Origin of the sequence: Paenibacillus tyrphae (assembly GCF_027925525.1) — a bacterium.
Classification (GTDB): Bacteria; Bacillota; Bacilli; order Paenibacillales; family NBRC-103111; genus Paenibacillus_G; species Paenibacillus_G tyrfis_B.
The window spans coordinates 1-18,325 of the sequence record NZ_BSDJ01000028.1; the positions used below are offsets into that span (position 1 = coordinate 1).

The following is an 18,325-nucleotide window of genomic DNA, read 5'->3' on the forward strand; positions in this document are numbered from 1 at the left end:
CCCGTCCTTAAGGTCCATGATCCTTGTTCCGTCCACGAAGATTTGGATATAGGGTCCATCGACTTCGATTTTGACGCTGTAGGTTTTCCCGGGCTGGACAAAAGCCGGTACCTTCGCCAGCACCTGTCTGTCCGCAAAGCCTCCGTCGATCTTGTAGAAGAGCCTGAAGGCCTTCATATTCGGATCCAGATTAAAATAGTATCCGCTGCGTCCGTCCCGGATCGCCCGGAACAAAAGGGAACCTGCCCCGCCGGATTCGGCAAGCATCATCTCCGCTTCGTAGACGAAATTGCCCGCCGTTTCCTGTGCCATATAATGGGCATTGCTTGGATAACTGCCACGGATACCGCGCTCGGTAGCTACCCATTTTAACGAAGCCGGATCGGAAGTCCAGCCGGTTAGATTCGTCAGGAACTTGCCGTCATACACCTTTACGGGCACGGTCGCCGCTGCTTTCCCGTTTAGAGTAGTAATGGTAATAGCAGCTTCGCCTTTGCCGGTCGCCCGAATAACGGCTTTCGCATGGTCGGCTTGTTCGATCCTCACAATTTTGGGGTCGCTTGTTTTCCATTTGATCGGCTGTGTCCCGTTCCGTTTGCCGTTCTCTACTGCGACATTCAAAATTTGACTGTCCCCGACATTCATTTCCCGGATGCTTGTATCCGCCAACATTCGGGTTGTTCCATCCGCCGTTTGGTTCCACACGTTCTTAAGCGCATACACCTTCATAGACAGCACGTTCACCTTGCCGCCATCGGTGTAAAAGCTCATGCCCCGGCTTGACGGGTCGGGGAAGATGACATCCGTGAAGACAACCCTGCCGTCATTCCCGAACACCTCAACGGAGGATTCATCCACGAAAACATGAAGTTTAACACGTCTGCCCTCCGGCTGAAGCGGAGCTGTGTGAACCGTTGAAAATAAATGTGAAAAATCGGATGCGCCTGAATTCGAACGATCCACGAACATCTGTTTTTCAGCGACTTGATATCCTACAATGGTTCTTTGGTCGTTTCCTTCGCGGAGATGAAACCCGAATTCGCGCACCCCGCTTCCCTGCGGAATTTCAATTTCGGCTTCGATTTCATAAGCTCCTGAAGCGATACCCTGAAGCAAATTCGCCCCATTCGGGTTCACTTCTTTATGGACCGCGGTATAAAGCTCGCTTCGCAAAGACTTAAGCTCTTCGATCGGAGCCTGAGCGAGCCGAATTCCCTCTTCCGTCCGCCTTAGCGTCACTTCTCTCGGCAGCGTAATTTCTCCCTTCCAGCCTACGGTTGGGAATGCGAAGGGATAATCCCAATTGGTCATCCAAGCCACCATGATCCGTCGATGATCCGGCAGATTGGAGAAGGACATGGACGCATAAAATTCTTTGCCGTAATCCGTTCGCAGCACCTTGCCGACGGGATTATCGTTGAAAAACTTCCCTTCCGTAGTCAACTCGCCGACAAAATACTCCGCATCCGAGCCTTGCGTCTTCGGATTGGCGCCCGTGCTGATCATGAGCACCCATTTTTTCTCACCCGTCCCTTCCACCGTTAAAGGAAACAAGTCCGGGCATTCCCATACCCCGCCGCGAACATAATTTCCATAGCCGAAATTATCGGTCAGCGTCCAATCGAGCAGATTCGTCGAGGTAAAAAAACGGATGTGGTCCCCTCCGGATACGACCATCACCCAGCGGCCGTTCTCCTCGTCCCTGACAACCTTGGGATCGCGAAAATCCCAGCCGCCCGGGTCATCTCCTTGCTTTCCGGGATTTTCGATCACGATCGCCCGCTCCTTGGAGTACTTCCAGGTCCGCCCTTGATCTGTACTATAAGCGAGCCCGATACGCTGATTGCCGCCAGGCAAATCCGGATTATAGGACGTATAATAGGCGATCAGCCCTTTGCCTCCCGATTCCGTGAATAACCCGGACGCATTCTCCAGATCGGCAACAGCCGAGCCTGACCATACGTGTCCGTAATCATTCCACGGCAAGGCGATCGGAAGCCGCTTCCAATTCACCAGATCGGTACTGACTGCATGGGCCCAGGTTCCCCCATCCTGATGAAACAGATGGTATTCGCCTTCGTAATAGACAAGCCCGTTCGGATCGCTGGCGGACCCGCGGGCAGGCGAGTAGTGATAGGCGGGGCGAAACTGCTCCGTGTAATAGTCGGCTGCCGCAGTCACATACATATTTTGAAAGTAAACGCTTCCCTTAAAGGCGGAAATTCCGACGTGTCCGCTTTTAAAGCTGTTGTCGGTAACATCGACAGCTGCCTCGGCGTACCCGTCGACAAATACCTGAATCCGATTGCCCACGGCATGGATTTCGACATGATGTATAGAGTCCGGTTGCGTAAGATAAGACTGTGCTGAAGTTTTGATGACGGTACCGTCCGCTTTTCGCAGCTGGACCCGGACTTGATTGCCGTCTTTCCGTAAAGAAACCGCATAGCCCGAATGCCCCGTTTTATCGGTCCTGAAGAGCATGGCACCGTCTGCCGAGTCCCTGCCGAAGGACATATCCCCTTCAAACATGACATCGCCATGGGTCAACCCAAAAATTTGCAGCGCTTGCTGCCCGGCGGCTCCCGTTCCTTTATAGCCTCTAAGATCAGGCCGCCAAGTTCCTGCACGGTGCTGCGGGGTGCCGAGATTCCCTTTCATGCCGCTTACTTTCACGTTCTGAAAGAGCGCTGAGCCGTCCCAGACATGTAGCCCAAGATACCCCGAACTGTAGGCACCATCTTTTACATCGATGAGCGGTTGGTACCGGTCTCCCCAATAAACCTTGATGTTGTCCCCTTCGACTTTCACTTTCATATGATAAATTTCGCCCGCCGCAAGGGCGACCTGTCGTTCCACCTTTAGCGCTCCCTTCCCGTTTGCATCCTTCAAACGGAGCAGACCGGCTTGAGGCACAAGCTGCAGCATATAAGACGACCAACCTTCCTCGTTGGAGCGGAAGAGCAGCGTTGCATCGGCGTTCATGTCCGTCAGCATGATATCCGCCTCATAAATAAAATCATCCGCCACAGTATCCGAGATGGCCAGAACATTCTCTTTGGGTTCGGAGGCCAGCCGAATCCCTTGCTCTGTATCCTCCAGCCTCCCTTTCCCGGAGATTCTCCAGCCCGATAGATCACTATTCAATTTGGTTGCGCTTTCAGATATGAGAGCTTCCTCCTTTTCGGTTTGAAGTGCCGATAGCTCCCCGGCTGCCCGGCCCGTTGACGGAAAGGCGGTCAACATCGGAATCGAAGTGAAAAGCAGCATACAGGATAATAGAATAGGCAAACCTTTCTCGAATTTCATCCATAGGCCTCCTCTATTCTTTCAAGGTAACAATAAGCAATGCCATCGCGTAAAGGGTCTATTATTGAACCCGCTGTCACTGCGTTCCCTTCCCTGAATCATGGGAATAAAGGAGCCGCCCGCACAGCCAGCTCCCCTTTTTCACAAATCTTCCGAACATTATAGCTGCAGCGTCAAGTTAAAGTGAAGGAACCTGAGACTGCAGGGCGGCAAGACCAAGCGCGAATGCCCCGCATAAACCGGCCTGCTGTCCAAGTCCCGGGGGTACGATGTATTCGTCCATGCGCTCCACAATTTCGCCGGCGCTCACATAACCGTTCAAATTCGCTTTCACCGCTTCCCTGATGAGCGGGAACAACTGGGACTGCTGCATGACGCCCCCTCCGAGAATGACCTTTTCCGGCGAATTCAAAAGAACGGCTCCGGTAATCGATTGCGCAATATAGTAGGCTTCCATCTCCCAAGCCGGATGGTTCGACGGGAGCTCATGCCCTTTCACGTTCCAACGGGCCTCGATCGCCGGCCCGGACGCCATGCCTTCAAGGCAGTCGCCGTGATAAGGGCATAAGCCTGCAAAATCATCCCCCGGATGCCGCCTCGTTAGCATATGCCCGCCTTCTGGATGGACCAGCCCCTGGACAAGCCTGCCTTCCAAAAAGACGCCAATGCCGATTCCTGTCCCAACCGTGTAATAGAGGCAGCTTTTTAATCCCTTGGCCGCCCCCCAGGTCGCCTCGCCAAAGGCGGCCGCGTTCACATCGGTGTTCCATCCGCAGGGAACATCGAATTCGCGCCGCAGAGTCCCCAGAAAGTCGACATTCCCCCAGCCCGGCTTTGGCGTTGTGGTGACATATCCGTAGGTCGGACTCCCGAGGCGAAGGTCGATCGGACCGAAAGATCCGATCCCTATCGCATCCACGGATTTTTCTTTGAAATAAGCAATCGCCTTACCGAGCGTAGTCTCGGGATCCTCCGTCGGAAAGCTGATGCTGTCGACGACTTCGCCGCGTTCGTTTCCGACCCCGCATACAAACTTGGTTCCGCCCGCTTCGATTCCTCCAATGTGCAGCATATCGGGTTGCCCCCTTCCGTACTTAGTTCGAGCCCTTGGCGGACGGCGCTATTTCATAAACCGACAATGAAGCCAGCAGAAGCCGATCATCATCAGCCGTTAGTGAAATTCCTAAAGCATCGCCTTGGGGATAAATCAGGTCGGTAATGACCGCCTGGCCGCCATTGGCAAATACTTCGACGGAGGAACGGTCCACATAAATTTGAAGATCGATCGTCGCTCCCGGAGATTGCAGCTTTGCCGCGTGAACGCCTCGGAACTGCTCATGGAACTCGTGTAATCCGGACTTTGTCCGGTCTACATACACTTCTCCACGCGCTGCATCCACCCCGACTATAGTCTCTCCCTGATCGCCCTTTCTCACCTTGAATGCATAAGATGAGCCGGACGACGCGACCACTTTCAACTCATAGCTCTCCAACCGCAAGGAAGCGAGTGCTTCTTCCGCTTCTTGCCAGGACACATTCGTCAGCTCCAGCGCCTGAACGCGGGCATACTCGAGCTCACGCACCGGCTTCTGCACCAAGGTTTCGCAGCCGTCCGCTCCGGATCGAAGCTGCAGCTCTCTTGGTACCGTCATCGCACCACGGAATCCCTCCGTCGGAGTAAGATTGGCGTATTTCCAATTGCTCATCCAGCCGATATAGAGGCGTCTTCCATCCTCCGCAGGAACGTCGGACCAGGTTACACCCGCATAGTTATCGCGGCCATAATCCAGCCAACGCACCGTGTGGGACGATTCATCCGGCGTGAACGCGATTCCGTCAAAGCTGCCAGTAAAATACTGGATCCGCGAGCCTTCCTTATAGGCGGGATCATCGCCGATGCTGACCAGCATCACCCATTTTTGCTTAGACGAATTTCCGTCAAGATTCAGCGCGAATAAATCCGGACACTCCCACACTCCGCCATGGAAGCCGATGCCGGCGCCAAACTCGCTTCCAAATGTCCACGATTTCAAATCGGGGGAATGGTAGATACATACCGATCGCCCGCATGCGATGACCATGACCCAGCGATTCGTGTCCTCATGCCAAAATACTTTCGGATCGCGGAAGTCGATATAAGACTCATGCTTCAATACCGGATTGCCTTCAAACTTTGTCCAGGTTCTCCCGTTGTCTTTGCTGTACGCGAGGCTCTGCGTTTGGAGGTAGAGGTCACCCTCCTGCGGAAGATGATGCGTAAAAATAGCGACAAGTCCGGGCTCATCCCCGAAAAAACCCGTTGTATTGCGCCAATCGACCACAGCGCTCCCCGAGTAAATCATACCGTTCTCATCCGGCGCCAGCGCGATATCAAGCTCCTCCCAGACGACCAAGTCTTTGCTGACGGCGTGGCCCCAGTGCATCGGACCCCAAGTCATCCCGTTGGGATGATGCTGAAAGAACAGATGGTATTCGCCCTTAAAATAGACCATCCCGTTCGGATCGTTCATCCACTTCTCGTTAGGCGAGAAATGATACGTACCTCTATAATTGTGCTTGACCGTGGTAGACATGGTGCAGCTCTCCTTTTCTCTCCGAAATCAGATCCGTCCGACTGTCGTGCCGGAATTTGTCTCTATATATCTCAATTAGTAGGAGGCTGCGCACTTCAACGCCTTCATCGCCGCCAGGTGCACAACCTCCGCTTGGACATCCCTTACTTCTTTGCGGCCCGATCGTAACCGGATTGTTTAATTTTAAGCCACTCCTTCAGCCCCAGCCGATCAAGCTCTTTCAAATAGGCATCCCACTGCTCGTCAATCTTGCCGTTTTGGTACCATTCTGTGCGCATTCTAAGCACGTAGGCGAAGAGGTCTGTTTCGATGGTCGTCAGGCGATCCAGCTCATCGATCGAATGAAAGACGCTCGGCATCACATTCTCCGCTTTCATGTGAGGAACCATAATTTTTTTGACGATCTGCATTCTTTCTTTGGCGTCGTCCGGCAAGGTTGTATGTTTGCCGTAATAGCCGTCCAGGATCGCGAGCGGACCGCCGACGCTTGTTTTCTCGCGCAGCTCTACCGGCGCCGTACCGTTCAGCGGCAAGTGCTTCAGCATCTTGTTCGAAGCGTCAAACTCGAAAATATTTTGCTGCTTGTCATCGCCATAGGTGCCCCAGTTATTTTGGACGGATTGAATCGGGTCATACATTTGATCGACCCATTTCGCCGTCGTCTCCAGGTTTTTGTTGGCGCTCGTAATCACCATTCTGCCGCGGTGGAAACCGAGGGCGTTTGTCCGGGTGACATTGGTTTCGCCGCTTGGCCCGGCTACAGGAGGCATGATGTCATAGCTGTCATTGGCACCGGAGATATTGCTCTTATCCCAGGAGAAATAAAGGCCGTATTTGTGATCCTTCCCTTTAGCCAGGTAGGTGCTCCAGTCCTGCGTATACGCTTCAATATCGATAAGCCCTTCCTTATACAGCTCGTTAATGAACTTTACCGCATTCTTGTACCCTTCTTCAGCAGGGGTAAAGACGACTTTGCCCTCGTTCGTCACTACCGCGTGGTCCGGGTTCTCCCCAAGCCCGTATGCCGCGAACAGGAAGACGAGATCTTCGGCGCCCGGTTTGTTAATAAAGGACAGCGGAATTTCATCCGCCTTTCCATTGCCGTTCGGATCCTGCGTTTTAAAGGCGATCAGCACCTTTTTCAGCTCTTCCGTCGTTTTCGGCATTTGGAGTCCCAGCTTTTTTAGCCACGTCACATTGATCCAGGGAACCGCGTCGACAGCCTGAATGCGCTCCTTTCCTTCGCCGAGCTCTTCGATCCACGGGAATGCATAAATCTTACCGTCCGGAGCCGTCATCATCGCTTTGTATTCAGGCGCTTCCTCCAGCACTTTCTTTAAGTTCGGCATATGCTTCTCAATCAGATCGTTCAGCGGGATGATGGCCCCGTCCTTCGCCAGCTTCAACAGCTCATAATCACCGTACCCCGCGTCAAAGATTGCATCGGGCAGGTCGCCGCTCGCCATTGCGAGATTTCGTTTTTCTACAAACACATCCCGGGTGAAGTTCTTCCAGTTGATGTGAACATTCGTTTTTTCCTCAAGACGCTTAAAGATTAACTTTTCGTTCGGATCGGCCGGGGCAAGCGGAGAGCTTTGCGTCATCACATTCAGCGTGACTTTCCCGCTTGGGTCCTGCTGGGGACTGGCGGAACCGCCGCTCCCGTCATTACTGCAGGCGGAAAGCAGGAGCACGGAAGCAAGTACGGATGCGGATGCGGCCTTGAAGGCAGATTTCGGTTGTTTAAACTTTTTCATCCTAATGACCTCCCATTTTAAATCGTATCTATGTAATGCAGCCCTCTATTTGAGGGAACCTACCAAGACACCTTTTTCAAAATACTTTTGGAAAAACGGATACATCACGATAAGCGGCAGACTTGAGATGACGATTGCCGCATATTTAATAATCTCGGACAATCGCTTCATCTCCGCCATGGCAAGCTGATCGCCAATCATCCCCGGATCAACCTGATTCTGGATCAGAATAGAGCGGAGCACGAGCTGCAGCGGATGCAGCTTCGCATTATCGAGATAGATCATGGCGTCGAAATACGAATTCCATTGGCCGACAAAAGCGTAAAGCGCCAGTACGAAAATAATCGGTTTGGAGAGCGGCAGAACAATGCGGGCAAAAATTTTCATTTCGGAGGCGCCATCCACATTTGCCGCTTCTTTCAGCTCGTGGGGCACGCCTTTGAAGAAGGTTCGGGACAAAATAATGTTCCAAACGTTCACCGCGCCGGGAAGGAGTACCGCCCAAATGGTATCGATCATCCCCAATTTTTTGACAAGAAGATAGGTAGGCACCAGTCCTCCGCCAAAGAACAGCGTGATGAGAAAAAGCGTCATAAAAAATCTGCGCCCTTTTAAGCGGCCATCCGCCAAAGCATATCCCGCAAAGATGGACACCAGGACGGTTATAGCGGCAAAAGCGGCCGAGTACACCACTGCGTTTCCAAAGCCTCGAACCATCGCCGGGTTAGTCAAAATCTTCTCGTACCCGTCCAAGGTCCAATCCGAGACATTAAGGGATAGCCCCCGGCTAAGCAGAACGGAAGGGTCCATAAAGGAGGCCACGACGATGTACAGCAGCGGCACAACCACAACCAGGACGGCCAACGTCAGGCAACCGGCGATCAGGACCAGCAAATAGCGATCCAGTCTGGAATGTTTGATGGGCATGATGGTGCTCCTTTCTTCAGTAAAGTCCTTCGCCCTCATTCAGCTTCTTGACGACAATGTTTACGGTAACGAGCAGGACGACATTGATCACCGAATTGAACAGCCCTACGGCGGCGGAATACGAATAGTCCCCTGCCTGTAATCCGATTTTGTAGACATAGGTCGGAATAATCTCCGAGGTTGGCAGATTCATAGCCGTTTGCATTAAGTAAGCCTTTTCAAATCCGATTGACATAATCCCGCCGGCAGCCAAAATAAAGACGATAGCCATAATCGGACGGACGGTTGGAAGGTCGATATGTCGAATTCGCTGGATCAGATTTGCTCCGTCAAGGCTGGCCGCATTATGCAGTTCGGGGTCAACGTTCGCCAGCGCGGCCACATAGATAATGGATGCCCAGCCGGCCCCGGTCCAAATATCGGACAAAATATAGATCCACCTAAAGTACTCGGGACGGGACATAAACATGACCGGTTCACCCGTCATCCAGACAAGCAGTTGGTTAATCGGTCCTGTCGGCGATAGGAAAATAAACAGCATCCCGACGATAACAACGACGGAGATGAAGTTGGGCGCGTACAAAAATAATTGAATATTCTTCTTTACGCCTGCTCTGCGCACCTGATTTAACATGAGCGCCAGCAAAATCGGTACGGGAAAGCCGAGAAGAAGACCGTACACACTTAGCTTGAGTGTATTTATGAGAATCACTTCAAAATTCGGTGCGGACAGAACCTTTTCGAAATGCTTCAATCCGACCCATTCGCTTCCCATAATCCCTTTGATCGGGCTGAAATTCTTGAACGCAATAACGGCTCCGTACATAGGACCGTACTTGAAGATCAGGGTTAATATAAGAGCCGGCGCAAGCAGTATGTAATGAAAATAATGCTTTTTCAAATAGCCGAGTGCATGGTGCATTTCTTACCCTCCGTCCCTCCTTGAAGTTTACATTTGCCAACCGTAAAGGCTTTCATCAACATCGTTTCATGCCCTCTGCTTCCCTATCCATTTACAATTTAGCACTTCATTTCGTCAGAAGTCAATACAAAATGTAAATTAATATTAGTCAATTTGATTACAAACTTGTGTGAATTTGATATGTTTTAACTTTACATTTGCACAAACCCGAGCCTTGAAGATCGTTTAAAAGCTATTATTTTATGGGAATGCCGATTCAAAAGAGACGTTCTTGCCTATTCATCTGCTACTATAATCAGTTAAAAATGCATATTAATAAAAATATCGGAAATTTTTAAACGCAAATTTATTTGTGCATTTGTAAACTCATATTGCTATTTTTCACAAACTATTATAAATTGGAAGGAGATCTGTAGAGAGAAACTTGAGGTGAAATAATGACGAAGGAACGCGTGACCATACAAGACATCGCCGACGCGCTGGGCATTTCGCGCAACACCGCCTCCAAGGCGCTGAACGGAAGCAAAAGCATTCCGGAGGAGACTCGCAACAAGGTCATTAAGAAAGCGATAGAGTTAAAATATAAACAGTTTGCGTATATGGAAAGCGAAAGCAAGTTGTCCAAAAAATCGGGGAACATCGCGCTTTTAACGGAAAACCTGCCGAATACTTCCCATTTCGGGTCCCCCCTGATCAGCGGACTGGAGGAGCGGATCAGCAGCGAAGGCTATAATCTGTCCATTCACATCGTCAGAGACATTGAGCGCAGCACCTTGTCGTTGCCTAACAATTTCGATGCCGCTAATGTGGACGGGATTATTTGTATCGAGCTGTTTGATATGGAATACAGCAAGCTCATTACAGATCTCGGTATTCCTACCCTATTTGTCGACTGCTCCGCCTCCATCTGTTATTCCGACTTTCAAGCCGATGTTCTGCTGATGGAGAATGAACACAGTACTTATCAGCTTACCAAGCGGCTTATTGACGGCGGCTACAGAAGCTTTGGTTTTATCGGAAACTACTCCCACTGCCGAAGCTTTAACGAAAGATGGACGGGCTTTAACCGGGCGCTTGCCGAAGCCAGGATCAACCTCGACCTCTCCCAATGCCTCGTCGATGATGACTGCCTTTTCTCGCGGCCCGGCTGGATGGATGAGCGAGTCAGCAAAATGAACGAGCTTCCCGCAGCTTTTGTTTGCGCCAACGATTACCTTGCCGCAAATTTTATGAAAGCGCTTCGGAACCGGAACATTCATATCCCCCGGGATGTTGTTATTTGCGGCTTTGACAATGGGCCGGAATCTGTCCTTGTCGAGCCTCATCTGACAACCGTCCACATTTACAGCAGTGAAATGGGCATTAAAGGTGCGGAGATGCTTCTCTCCCGCATTCACGATCCCAAACAGCCTTACCAGGTTTCCCATATTTACACAAAACCTATTATCAGGGAATCTACGCCGAATATCAGTTAATCTCTTCAATTCGGAACTAGTCCAATGGTTTGCGTAGCATAGCCCTGACTGAAGATAATCTCGCAGGATGACAAGAAGCACGGAGTATAGAGACGTTACGCCAAAAGACTCGGACCCGTACTGTTAGAGAAACCGACCTCTCTTACTTTCAAGAAAGGTCGGCGTTTTTTATAATAATTAAGAGGTCCCTTTAACAAGCTGGCCGAGGGCTTCATTAATCGGAGTACCGGCGGCTCAGCAATTTTGCCACGCCTACCTCGACTGCTCCTAATCCTATATATTCAATTCAGCGAAATCCCCCATATAAAATCCCTTTATCAATCTAATACTACTTTTGTCATTTATGGACAGCACTGCGCTGGACTTCACATCCCTGGACATTCCGGATGCGATCCGTATATTGACCAGTTCTTGTGCGGCATTGAAATTCCATGAGCTCCAGCTCTCGATCGATCCCTTCAAATTAGCTGGGGCCCTTTTCGGTCATTTTATTTTCCAAAATATTAATAACTCCACTTTCACAGCTTGAAAATCGGCTCATTCACTTTGTACTGCAGGGTTCGATGACATAAAAGTCCGCTCTTGACAAAAAAACACCCTTCTTGTTTGGTATCATGGAAGTGTCCAGCAACCATGCAAACAAAGAAAGGTGCGTAACTCCTATGGTACACCATAATTCCTTGTCTGAACAAGCGAAAAGTCGCTTTTCAGCCGTGTTTTCCACCCTGCAAATCGGCCATTTGCTACGTAAGGCTGGTATTTCCAAATCATTCGGTTATTCCAGCTTGGCCGTGTTTCAAATTCTGTTTTCACTCGTCTTCGAGGGCCGGAACTGGTTTCGTCTTTTGGAAAGCGATCGTGGAAAGTCGCTACCCCGCAAAGATGTTGTCTACCGTTTTCTCAATCAGGCTTCTTTTAACTGGCGGAAGTTTCTTCACAGCTTTGCTTTGAAAATCGTTTTGCACTTCGAGTCGCTCATTTCGTCTTCGCGCACGCGTGTCTTCATCGTTGACGATTCCGTCTTAAGCCGTAACCGCAGCAAGAAAGCCGAGCTCTTAGCCCGCGTGTTCGATCATACAACCGGCTGCTTTACCAGGGGCTTCAATATGCTGACTCTTGGCTGGTCGGACGGTTTCAGCTTTGCGCCGATCGACTTTGTCATGCTTTCTTCCGCTAAGCTTGTGAACCGCATCTGCGAGATGAACGAGCATTTGTCCAAGCGTAGTCAGGGCTATAAACGCCGGATAGAAGCTTTTTCCCGTAAACCAGATGCTGTCGCCGACATGGTCGAACGAGCACTGTTTGTCAGAGCCTGTGGCTTGCCGATCAAGCTAGTGTTTGTTCAAAACCGCAACAAGAGACGGGAATGGTTGGCGATCCTCAGCACAGACCTAACAATCGATGCGGAGGAAATTGTTCGGATTCACGGCATGAGGTGAAATATTGAGACATTTTTCAAATTCACAAAAAGTTATCTTAAGCTCGGCACCGAGTTTCAGGACCGTTCCTTCGACATGCTCATCAGCCATACAACGGTTGTATTCAGCCGCTACTTGGTGATGGAATTCGAGCGCCGGCAGGAGAACGCCCCCAAGTCGTTGGGTGGTTTATTTTTCCTATTTGCCGACAAAGTGCGTGACCTAGATTACCAAACCGCGTTGCAGCAATTGATAACGTTATTTCTTCCGATGGCTGAAGCCAAGACGATAAGGGATAAATCAACTGTTTTTTATCAACTCCGCGAGTGGATTTCCGGTTTGCCCAGCTATATCAAAGGTTTGTTCAACCAATTAAGCTGCGAAAGTTGAGTTAATAATTATCCCCATCTTCCAACCAACAATAACAATCGTAAGCGTCTATATTTTTGAATAAAGTTTTTCTCAATCATCATGCACACACCCATTTACCGAAGCGCATCTTCGCTCTCTTACCTTGCCTTCGGCACCGGCTTCTGTTCCTTGTACTGAAGCTCGAACAGACGGTAGTAGTACCCGCGCTGCGCGAGAAGCTGGTAGTGGTTTCCAGTCTCTCGAACCTTGCCTTTATGCATGACGATAATCTGGTCGGCATGCTGGATCGTCGACAAGCGGTGCGCCACGATCAGCGTCGTCCGGCCTTCCGAGATGCTCATCAGCGCATCCTGCACGATAAGTTCCGTCTCCGTATCGATGTTCGACGTCGCCTCGTCGAGAATAAGAATCTGCGGACGGAACGCGATGGCGCGGGCAAACGACAGCAGCTGCCGCTGGCCGAGCGACAGATTGATGCCGCGCTCGCCGAGCAGCGTCTTGTAGCCGCCGGGCAGGCTGCGGACAAATTCGTCCATATGCACCATTCGGGCCGCGGCGACAACTTGCTCCTCGGTAATTTCCGGGTGGTTCAGCCGGATATTCGAGGCGATGTCTCCGGTGAACAGGAATACGTCCTGCTGCACGATGCCGATGTAACGGCGCAGGTCGTCCAGCGGGATGTCGCGGATATCGACGCCGTCAAGCTTGATGCTGCCTTTTTGAATGTCGTAGAACCGGTTGATCAATTGGATGATCGAGCTTTTGCCCGCCCCCGTCGCGCCGACGAACGCCACCGTCTGCCCCGGCTGAATCGTGAAGCTGACATCCTTCAGCACCCAATCTTCGCCGATATAGGCGAACCATACGTTCTCGAACACAATTTCGCCGCGGATTTCCTTCGGCAGCCGCTTCGGCTGCTCCGGGTCGACGATCGCGGGCTTCTCGCCGAGCGTCTCGAAGATGCGCTCCGCACCGACCATCGCCGTCTGAATCTGGTTGTATTTCTCCGCCAAGCTCTGGAGCGGCTGGAAAAATTGCCGCACGTAATGCGTGAAGGCATACACGATCCCGAAGGTTAGGCCGCCGTCGATGACATTCGCGCCGCCATACCAGAGAAGCAGCGCGATAGCCAGATTGCCGAGGAAGCCGATCGCCGGCTGGAATATCGAGTTGATAACCGTTCCCCGCATCCCCGCCCGGTAATATGCCGTATTGTGATGATCGAACTGCTCCCACTGCCGCTCTTCGCGGATAAACAATTGCGTAATCCGGATGCCGGACAAGTTTTCTGCCAGAAACGAATTGAGCCGCGACAGGATCGCCCGCGATTTTCGCTGGGCGTCTCGGATGACCGACCGATACCAGAACGTCAGCACGGCCAGAAACGGCAGCACGGCAAACGACAGCAGCGCCAGCTTGACGCTAAGCTGCAGCATGACGGCGACGATGCCAATCAGCACGATGACGTCTTTGATCAGGTTGACGACAACCTGCGAATACAACTGGTTAAGCGCCTCCGTATCCTGCGTGACGCGGACGACGAGCCTCCCGACGGGATTGCGGTCGAAGTAGGACATCGACATGCGGCTTAAATGCTGAAAAAGCTGCTGCCGGATGTTGAAAATGATCGTCTGCCCCGTATACTGCAGCAGATTACTTTGCAGATAACTGAGCAGTGCCGCGACGACGGCCGCGCTAAGAAAAGCGACGCCCAGCCAGAGGAAGCCGGTGTAATCCTGCTTGCGGAACGCCTCCAGCGCGGCGGCGTCCAGCGGCTCGGCGGCGAACGTCTGCCCTCCGGCGTGCACTTCCGCTCTGCCGCCCGCTTCCGCCACGATCGCCTGCTCGGGCTGCTTGGCGATCCAGCCGGCAATGAGCCAGTCTTTGCCGCCGATCCGGACGATCTGAGCCTGCTGCGCTCCAGGCTCCGGCTGGCGGGCCATCCGCCCGGCTGCGTCCGGTTCGAGCCGGACGTAGGCTCTGCCGTTCCACTCCGTCACGGCTCCGTAGCTCCGCAGACGCTCGGCCTGAGAAGCTTCCGCCGACAGCATCGGCTTGTGCAGCCCGTTGATATGGCCGTCGATCGCCACCTTAATGAGATATGGACGCGCCAAGTCGGCGACGACGATCAGGAAGGCCAGGACGACGCAAAGCGCGATCATTCGCCAATAAGGCTTGGCGTAAGACAGCAGCTTCGTAAGCAGTTGCGTGTCTTTCATCGTCTTGACGTTTTTTTCCGCGTGTATATTCATGCGCCCGCCCCTCCCCGCATCTGTCGCGAAGAAGCGGCGTCCTGCTCCTGTCCGTCTTCCCGCTCGGCTTCCTGATCCAGCAGCTGCTTATGGTACATGTCGGCGTAAATGCCGCCCCGGGCCAGCAATTGCTCGTGATTGCCGCGCTCGACGATACGGCCTTCGTCCATGACGACGATTTGGTCGGCGCTCTGCACCGACGAGATCCGGTGCCCGATAATGATCGTCGTCCGCCGGTTCATCACGGATTGGAGCCCTTCGAGGATCAAATCCTCCGTGATCGTATCGACCGCGGACAAACTGTCGTCGAAGATCAGCACCGACGGCTTCTTGATCACGGCCCTCGCGATGCTTACCCGCTGGCGCTGGCCGCCCGAAAGCGAGATGCCGCGCTCGCCGAGCGCCGTTTCAAACTGGTTCGGGAACTCGACGATATTTTCGTACACTTGGGCGATCTTGGCCGCTTCGACGACCTGCTCGTCGCTGTAAGGCTTCGGATCGAATCCGATGTTGTCCCGGATCGTGGACGAGAACAGGAACTGGTCCTGCGGCACGATGCCAATCTGGCCGCGCAGCGTCCGCAGCGGAATTTCATGGATGTCATGCCCGTCGATAAACACCGTTCCTTTCGGCGGGTTGTACAGCCGCACGAGCAGATGCACCAGCGTGCTTTTGCCGCTGCCGACACGGCCTACGATGGCAAGGCTGGAGCCCTTCGGTACCTTGAGCGAGACGTTCCGGAGGGAGGGCCGCTTCGCTTCGGGGTAAGAGAATGTCAGGTCGCGGATCTCGATCTCGCCACCGATCGTTTGAATCTCCGGCTTGGCAACGACATCATCTACCACGTCCGGCTGCGTATTGAAGATTTCCAGCAGCCGCAGTTCCGAAGCCTTCCCGCGCTGGAGCAAGTTGACGACCCGGCCCAAGCTTTCGATCGGTCCCATAAGCAGCGACAAATACGTATTGAAAGCGACGAATTCGCCGAGCGTAATGATGTCTTTCAGTACCATGATGCCGCCAAGCACGACCGAGACGAGAAAGCTGAACCCGACAATCCCGGCGCTGAGCGCTCCGAATAACGAGTTCGAGCGCACGTACCGCCGGTTCATTTCGACAGCCTGCCGGTTGTCTCGGGTGAACAGCTCCCGCTCCGCTTTTTCCTGTACGAATGCTTTGACAACCCGGATGCCCGCGGTAAATTCCTGCACGCGGCTCGTCAAATCGGAGATTGCGGACTGCATATCCTTCGATTGCTGCATGATCCGCTTGTTAAACCGATAGGCAAGCAGGCTGAGCAGCGGCAGCGGCAGCATCGTCAGCAGCGTAAGCCATGGATTGACCGAACTCGTCATGGCCGCAACGGAAACAACGATCAGAAACACCGCTTCCATGACGTTGAAGTACCCCTGCATCGTCACCTCGCGGATGACCCCAACGTCGCTGATCGCGTGCGACATCAAGTCCCCGATCCGCTGATTGTTGAAATATTGCGCCGACAGCTTCTCCCAGTGGACGAACAGCTCGCCGCGCACCCGCATCTCCAGCTGCCGTGACAGCCGGAACAAATAAATGCGGGAAACAGACCGGAAGAAAGCGATCCCAAATCCTGCGGCAATCATCCAGACGCCGAAACGGACCGCCTGATCGTAGGTCAGCGCGCCTGTCTGGAGACTGTCCGTAAACCGTCCGAGCAGCCAGGGAATGATCAGCTGCAGGATGGACGATATGGACAATAATGCAAAGCCCATAAGGTAGGGCAAACGGTTCCGCTTGATATGAGACCAGAATATATTGTTATTCTCCATCCGTTTTCCTCCGTGGCAATTGAAGACTATTGTAAGGGTACCGCGATCGGGAGGAAGAAACCATGGATATGTTTACCTAATAAAATGGACTATTTGACTTTTTGGAACTGCCAAATATGAATTTTGGTACACCCGCCCGTCACCCATTGTTCGAGAGGCGCCCAACGTTCGGGATCGGTTCCGTCCCACACTCCCGGTTCCGCGGCGTATTCGTCCTTCCGGGTACGGACGGCCCGCATGAACCGGTATTGGTCGTCGCCAAGCCCGCTCCACAGCTCCACGAATAGCCCCGGCTGATCCGTTCCCTCGTACAGCTCCACCTGGGGGAAATCGTCGCGCAGCCGCTCAGACCATTCTAAGTACGGGAGGCGATAGGACGCATCAATTCGGTATTCGACAAAAACGATACACATTTTTTTCACAGCCTTTGCTTTATTTTGGACAAGAAAATGATACACTAATAGTAATGGGCTAGAGTAGACTATTGAAAAATTAGACGTTCAGGAGGTTAGTCCATGGACACCGGAACACACCTAGTGATCGGGCTCGGCCTTGCAGGCCTGGCTTATATCGATCCGGTTGTGGCAGCAGATCCGATGGTTTCGACAGCCGTACTGATCGGAACGGTAGCCGGCTCGCAGGCACCCGATGCCGATACGCTGCTGCGGCTGAAAGGTAACGCCGCTTACATTAAAAATCACCGTGGCTTATCCCACTCGCTGCCTGCTTTGGTGCTTTGGACGGCGCTCATCTCCGGGATTCTCTGGCTTGTCTTTCCCGCTTTGCCGATGTGGCATGTAACAATGTGGGTGTTTATCGCGGTTGCGTTTCACGTATTTACCGATTTGTTTAATGCGTATGGAACCCAGGCGCTTCGCCCGATTTCGGAGCGATGGGTCTCGTGGAATATCATTCACATTTTCGACCCGGTCATTTTCTCGTCTCATGTGCTCGCCATTTTTATATGGTCGGTGCATCTCATGCGTCCGGAAGTTTTGTTTCCTATATTATACGCATTCCTCGCCCTCTATTATATATGGCGTTCATGGACCCATTACCGGCTGGAGTCAGGGCTTCGCCCGCAGGATTCGACTTACGAGCCCGGCGACCGGTATACGCTGATCCCGACGGTCCATCTGCACCAATGGCAGATCGTGAAGCGGAAGCAGGACGGCTCGTTCCAGCTCGGAGAGCTCAAAAACCGCAAGTTCAATTGGATCGACCGGGTTTCCTGCGCCGTCCACCCGGCCGTTGAAGCATCCAAGACGCACCCGAACGTCGCCTGCTTCCTGTACTTTACTTCCTATGCCTGCGCCGAGCTGAAGGAGCACGCCTGGGGGTACGAGGTGCGCTGGGCCGACGTGCGCTACCGGCACCGCAAGCAGTATCCGTTCGTCGCGGTGCTCCTGCTCGACAAAAAGCTGAATCCGATCGATTCGTACGTAGGCTGGGTCAGCGAATCCCGGCTCGAAAAGAAGCTGCGGATGGGCGGCGCTTAACAAGCGGCTCATCCTC

Annotated in this window: 11 protein-coding genes and 1 pseudogene; 3 read left to right on the top strand and 9 right to left on the bottom strand. The window is 52.7% G+C overall.

What is annotated here, in order from left to right:
- The 6 genes from QMG93_RS25955 to QMG93_RS25980 all read right to left on the bottom strand — a co-directional run.
- Positions 1-3,309, bottom strand: a 3,309-nt coding sequence (locus tag QMG93_RS25955; RefSeq protein ID WP_281941686.1) for a GH32 C-terminal domain-containing protein, incomplete at its 3' end; no start/stop codon positions are given.
- Between the two features lie 178 nt (positions 3,310-3,487).
- Entirely contained in the window at positions 3,488-4,381 is an 894-nt protein-coding gene (locus QMG93_RS25960) for an ROK family protein (RefSeq protein WP_281941689.1), read from the bottom strand.
- Between the two features lie 22 nt (positions 4,382-4,403).
- A complete protein-coding gene (locus QMG93_RS25965) occupies positions 4,404-5,882 on the bottom strand; it encodes a glycoside hydrolase family 32 protein (protein ID WP_281941691.1) in 1,479 nt (492 codons plus the stop codon).
- Positions 5,883-6,025: 143 nt separating this feature from the next.
- Positions 6,026-7,639: an ABC transporter substrate-binding protein gene (locus QMG93_RS25970; protein ID WP_281941693.1), complete on the bottom strand. Its 1,614-nt coding sequence runs from the start codon at positions 7,637-7,639 to the stop codon at positions 6,026-6,028.
- Between the two features lie 45 nt (positions 7,640-7,684).
- A complete protein-coding gene (locus QMG93_RS25975; RefSeq protein ID WP_281941694.1) occupies positions 7,685-8,566 on the bottom strand; it encodes a carbohydrate ABC transporter permease in 882 nt (293 codons plus the stop codon).
- A gap of 16 nt (positions 8,567-8,582) precedes the next feature.
- Positions 8,583-9,488 (bottom strand): ABC transporter permease, encoded by a 906-nt coding sequence (locus tag QMG93_RS25980; RefSeq protein ID WP_010495811.1) that lies wholly within the window; start codon positions 9,486-9,488, stop codon positions 8,583-8,585.
- Between the two features lie 437 nt (positions 9,489-9,925).
- Here QMG93_RS25980 and QMG93_RS25985 point away from each other — a divergent pair, with 437 nt between their 5' ends.
- Together QMG93_RS25985 and QMG93_RS25990 are read left to right on the top strand one after the other, a co-directional pair.
- Positions 9,926-10,963, top strand: coding sequence for a LacI family DNA-binding transcriptional regulator (locus tag QMG93_RS25985; RefSeq protein WP_281941696.1), 1,038 nt, complete (start codon positions 9,926-9,928; stop codon positions 10,961-10,963).
- A gap of 662 nt (positions 10,964-11,625) precedes the next feature.
- A pseudogene (locus tag QMG93_RS25990) lies at positions 11,626-12,771 on the top strand (transposase).
- Positions 12,772-12,890: 119 nt separating this feature from the next.
- Here the strand turns inward: QMG93_RS25990 and QMG93_RS25995 are convergent.
- From QMG93_RS25995 to QMG93_RS26005, 3 genes are all read right to left on the bottom strand, one after another.
- Entirely contained in the window at positions 12,891-15,005 is a 2,115-nt protein-coding gene (locus tag QMG93_RS25995; RefSeq protein WP_281941698.1) for an ABC transporter ATP-binding protein, read from the bottom strand.
- Complete coding sequence (locus QMG93_RS26000) at positions 15,002-16,810, bottom strand: ABC transporter ATP-binding protein (RefSeq protein ID WP_281941699.1); 1,809 nt, start codon at positions 16,808-16,810, stop codon at positions 15,002-15,004. The genes QMG93_RS25995 and QMG93_RS26000 overlap by 4 nt, the downstream gene beginning before the upstream one ends.
- 89 nt (positions 16,811-16,899) lie before the next feature.
- Complete coding sequence (locus tag QMG93_RS26005) at positions 16,900-17,223, bottom strand: hypothetical protein (RefSeq protein ID WP_281941701.1); 324 nt, start codon at positions 17,221-17,223, stop codon at positions 16,900-16,902.
- Between the two features lie 102 nt (positions 17,224-17,325).
- Between QMG93_RS26005 and QMG93_RS26010 the strand changes: the two genes are divergently transcribed.
- Positions 17,326-18,309, top strand: coding sequence for a metal-dependent hydrolase (locus QMG93_RS26010; RefSeq protein WP_281941703.1), 984 nt, complete (start codon positions 17,326-17,328; stop codon positions 18,307-18,309).
- Positions 18,310-18,325 lie beyond the last annotated feature (16 nt).

Bases quoted from the DNA above. Each gene is read 5' to 3' on its own strand.
- QMG93_RS25975 (WP_281941694.1), bottom strand. From the start codon at position 8,566: ATGCCCATCAAACATTCCAGACTGGATCGCTATTTGCTGGTCCTGATC.
- QMG93_RS26010 (WP_281941703.1), top strand. From the start codon at position 17,326: ATGGACACCGGAACACACCTAGTGATCGGGCTCGGCCTTGCAGGCCTG.
- QMG93_RS25995 (WP_281941698.1), bottom strand. From the start codon at position 15,005: ATGAATATACACGCGGAAAAAAACGTCAAGACGATGAAAGACACGCAA.
- QMG93_RS25965 (WP_281941691.1), bottom strand. From the start codon at position 5,882: ATGTCTACCACGGTCAAGCACAATTATAGAGGTACGTATCATTTCTCG.
- QMG93_RS26000 (WP_281941699.1), bottom strand. From the start codon at position 16,810: ATGGAGAATAACAATATATTCTGGTCTCATATCAAGCGGAACCGTTTG.
- QMG93_RS25980 (WP_010495811.1), bottom strand. From the start codon at position 9,488: ATGCACCATGCACTCGGCTATTTGAAAAAGCATTATTTTCATTACATA.
- QMG93_RS26005 (WP_281941701.1), bottom strand. From the start codon at position 17,223: ATGTGTATCGTTTTTGTCGAATACCGAATTGATGCGTCCTATCGCCTC.
- QMG93_RS25985 (WP_281941696.1), top strand. From the start codon at position 9,926: ATGACGAAGGAACGCGTGACCATACAAGACATCGCCGACGCGCTGGGC.
- QMG93_RS25960 (WP_281941689.1), bottom strand. From the start codon at position 4,381: ATGCTGCACATTGGAGGAATCGAAGCGGGCGGAACCAAGTTTGTATGC.
- QMG93_RS25970 (WP_281941693.1), bottom strand. From the start codon at position 7,639: ATGAAAAAGTTTAAACAACCGAAATCTGCCTTCAAGGCCGCATCCGCA.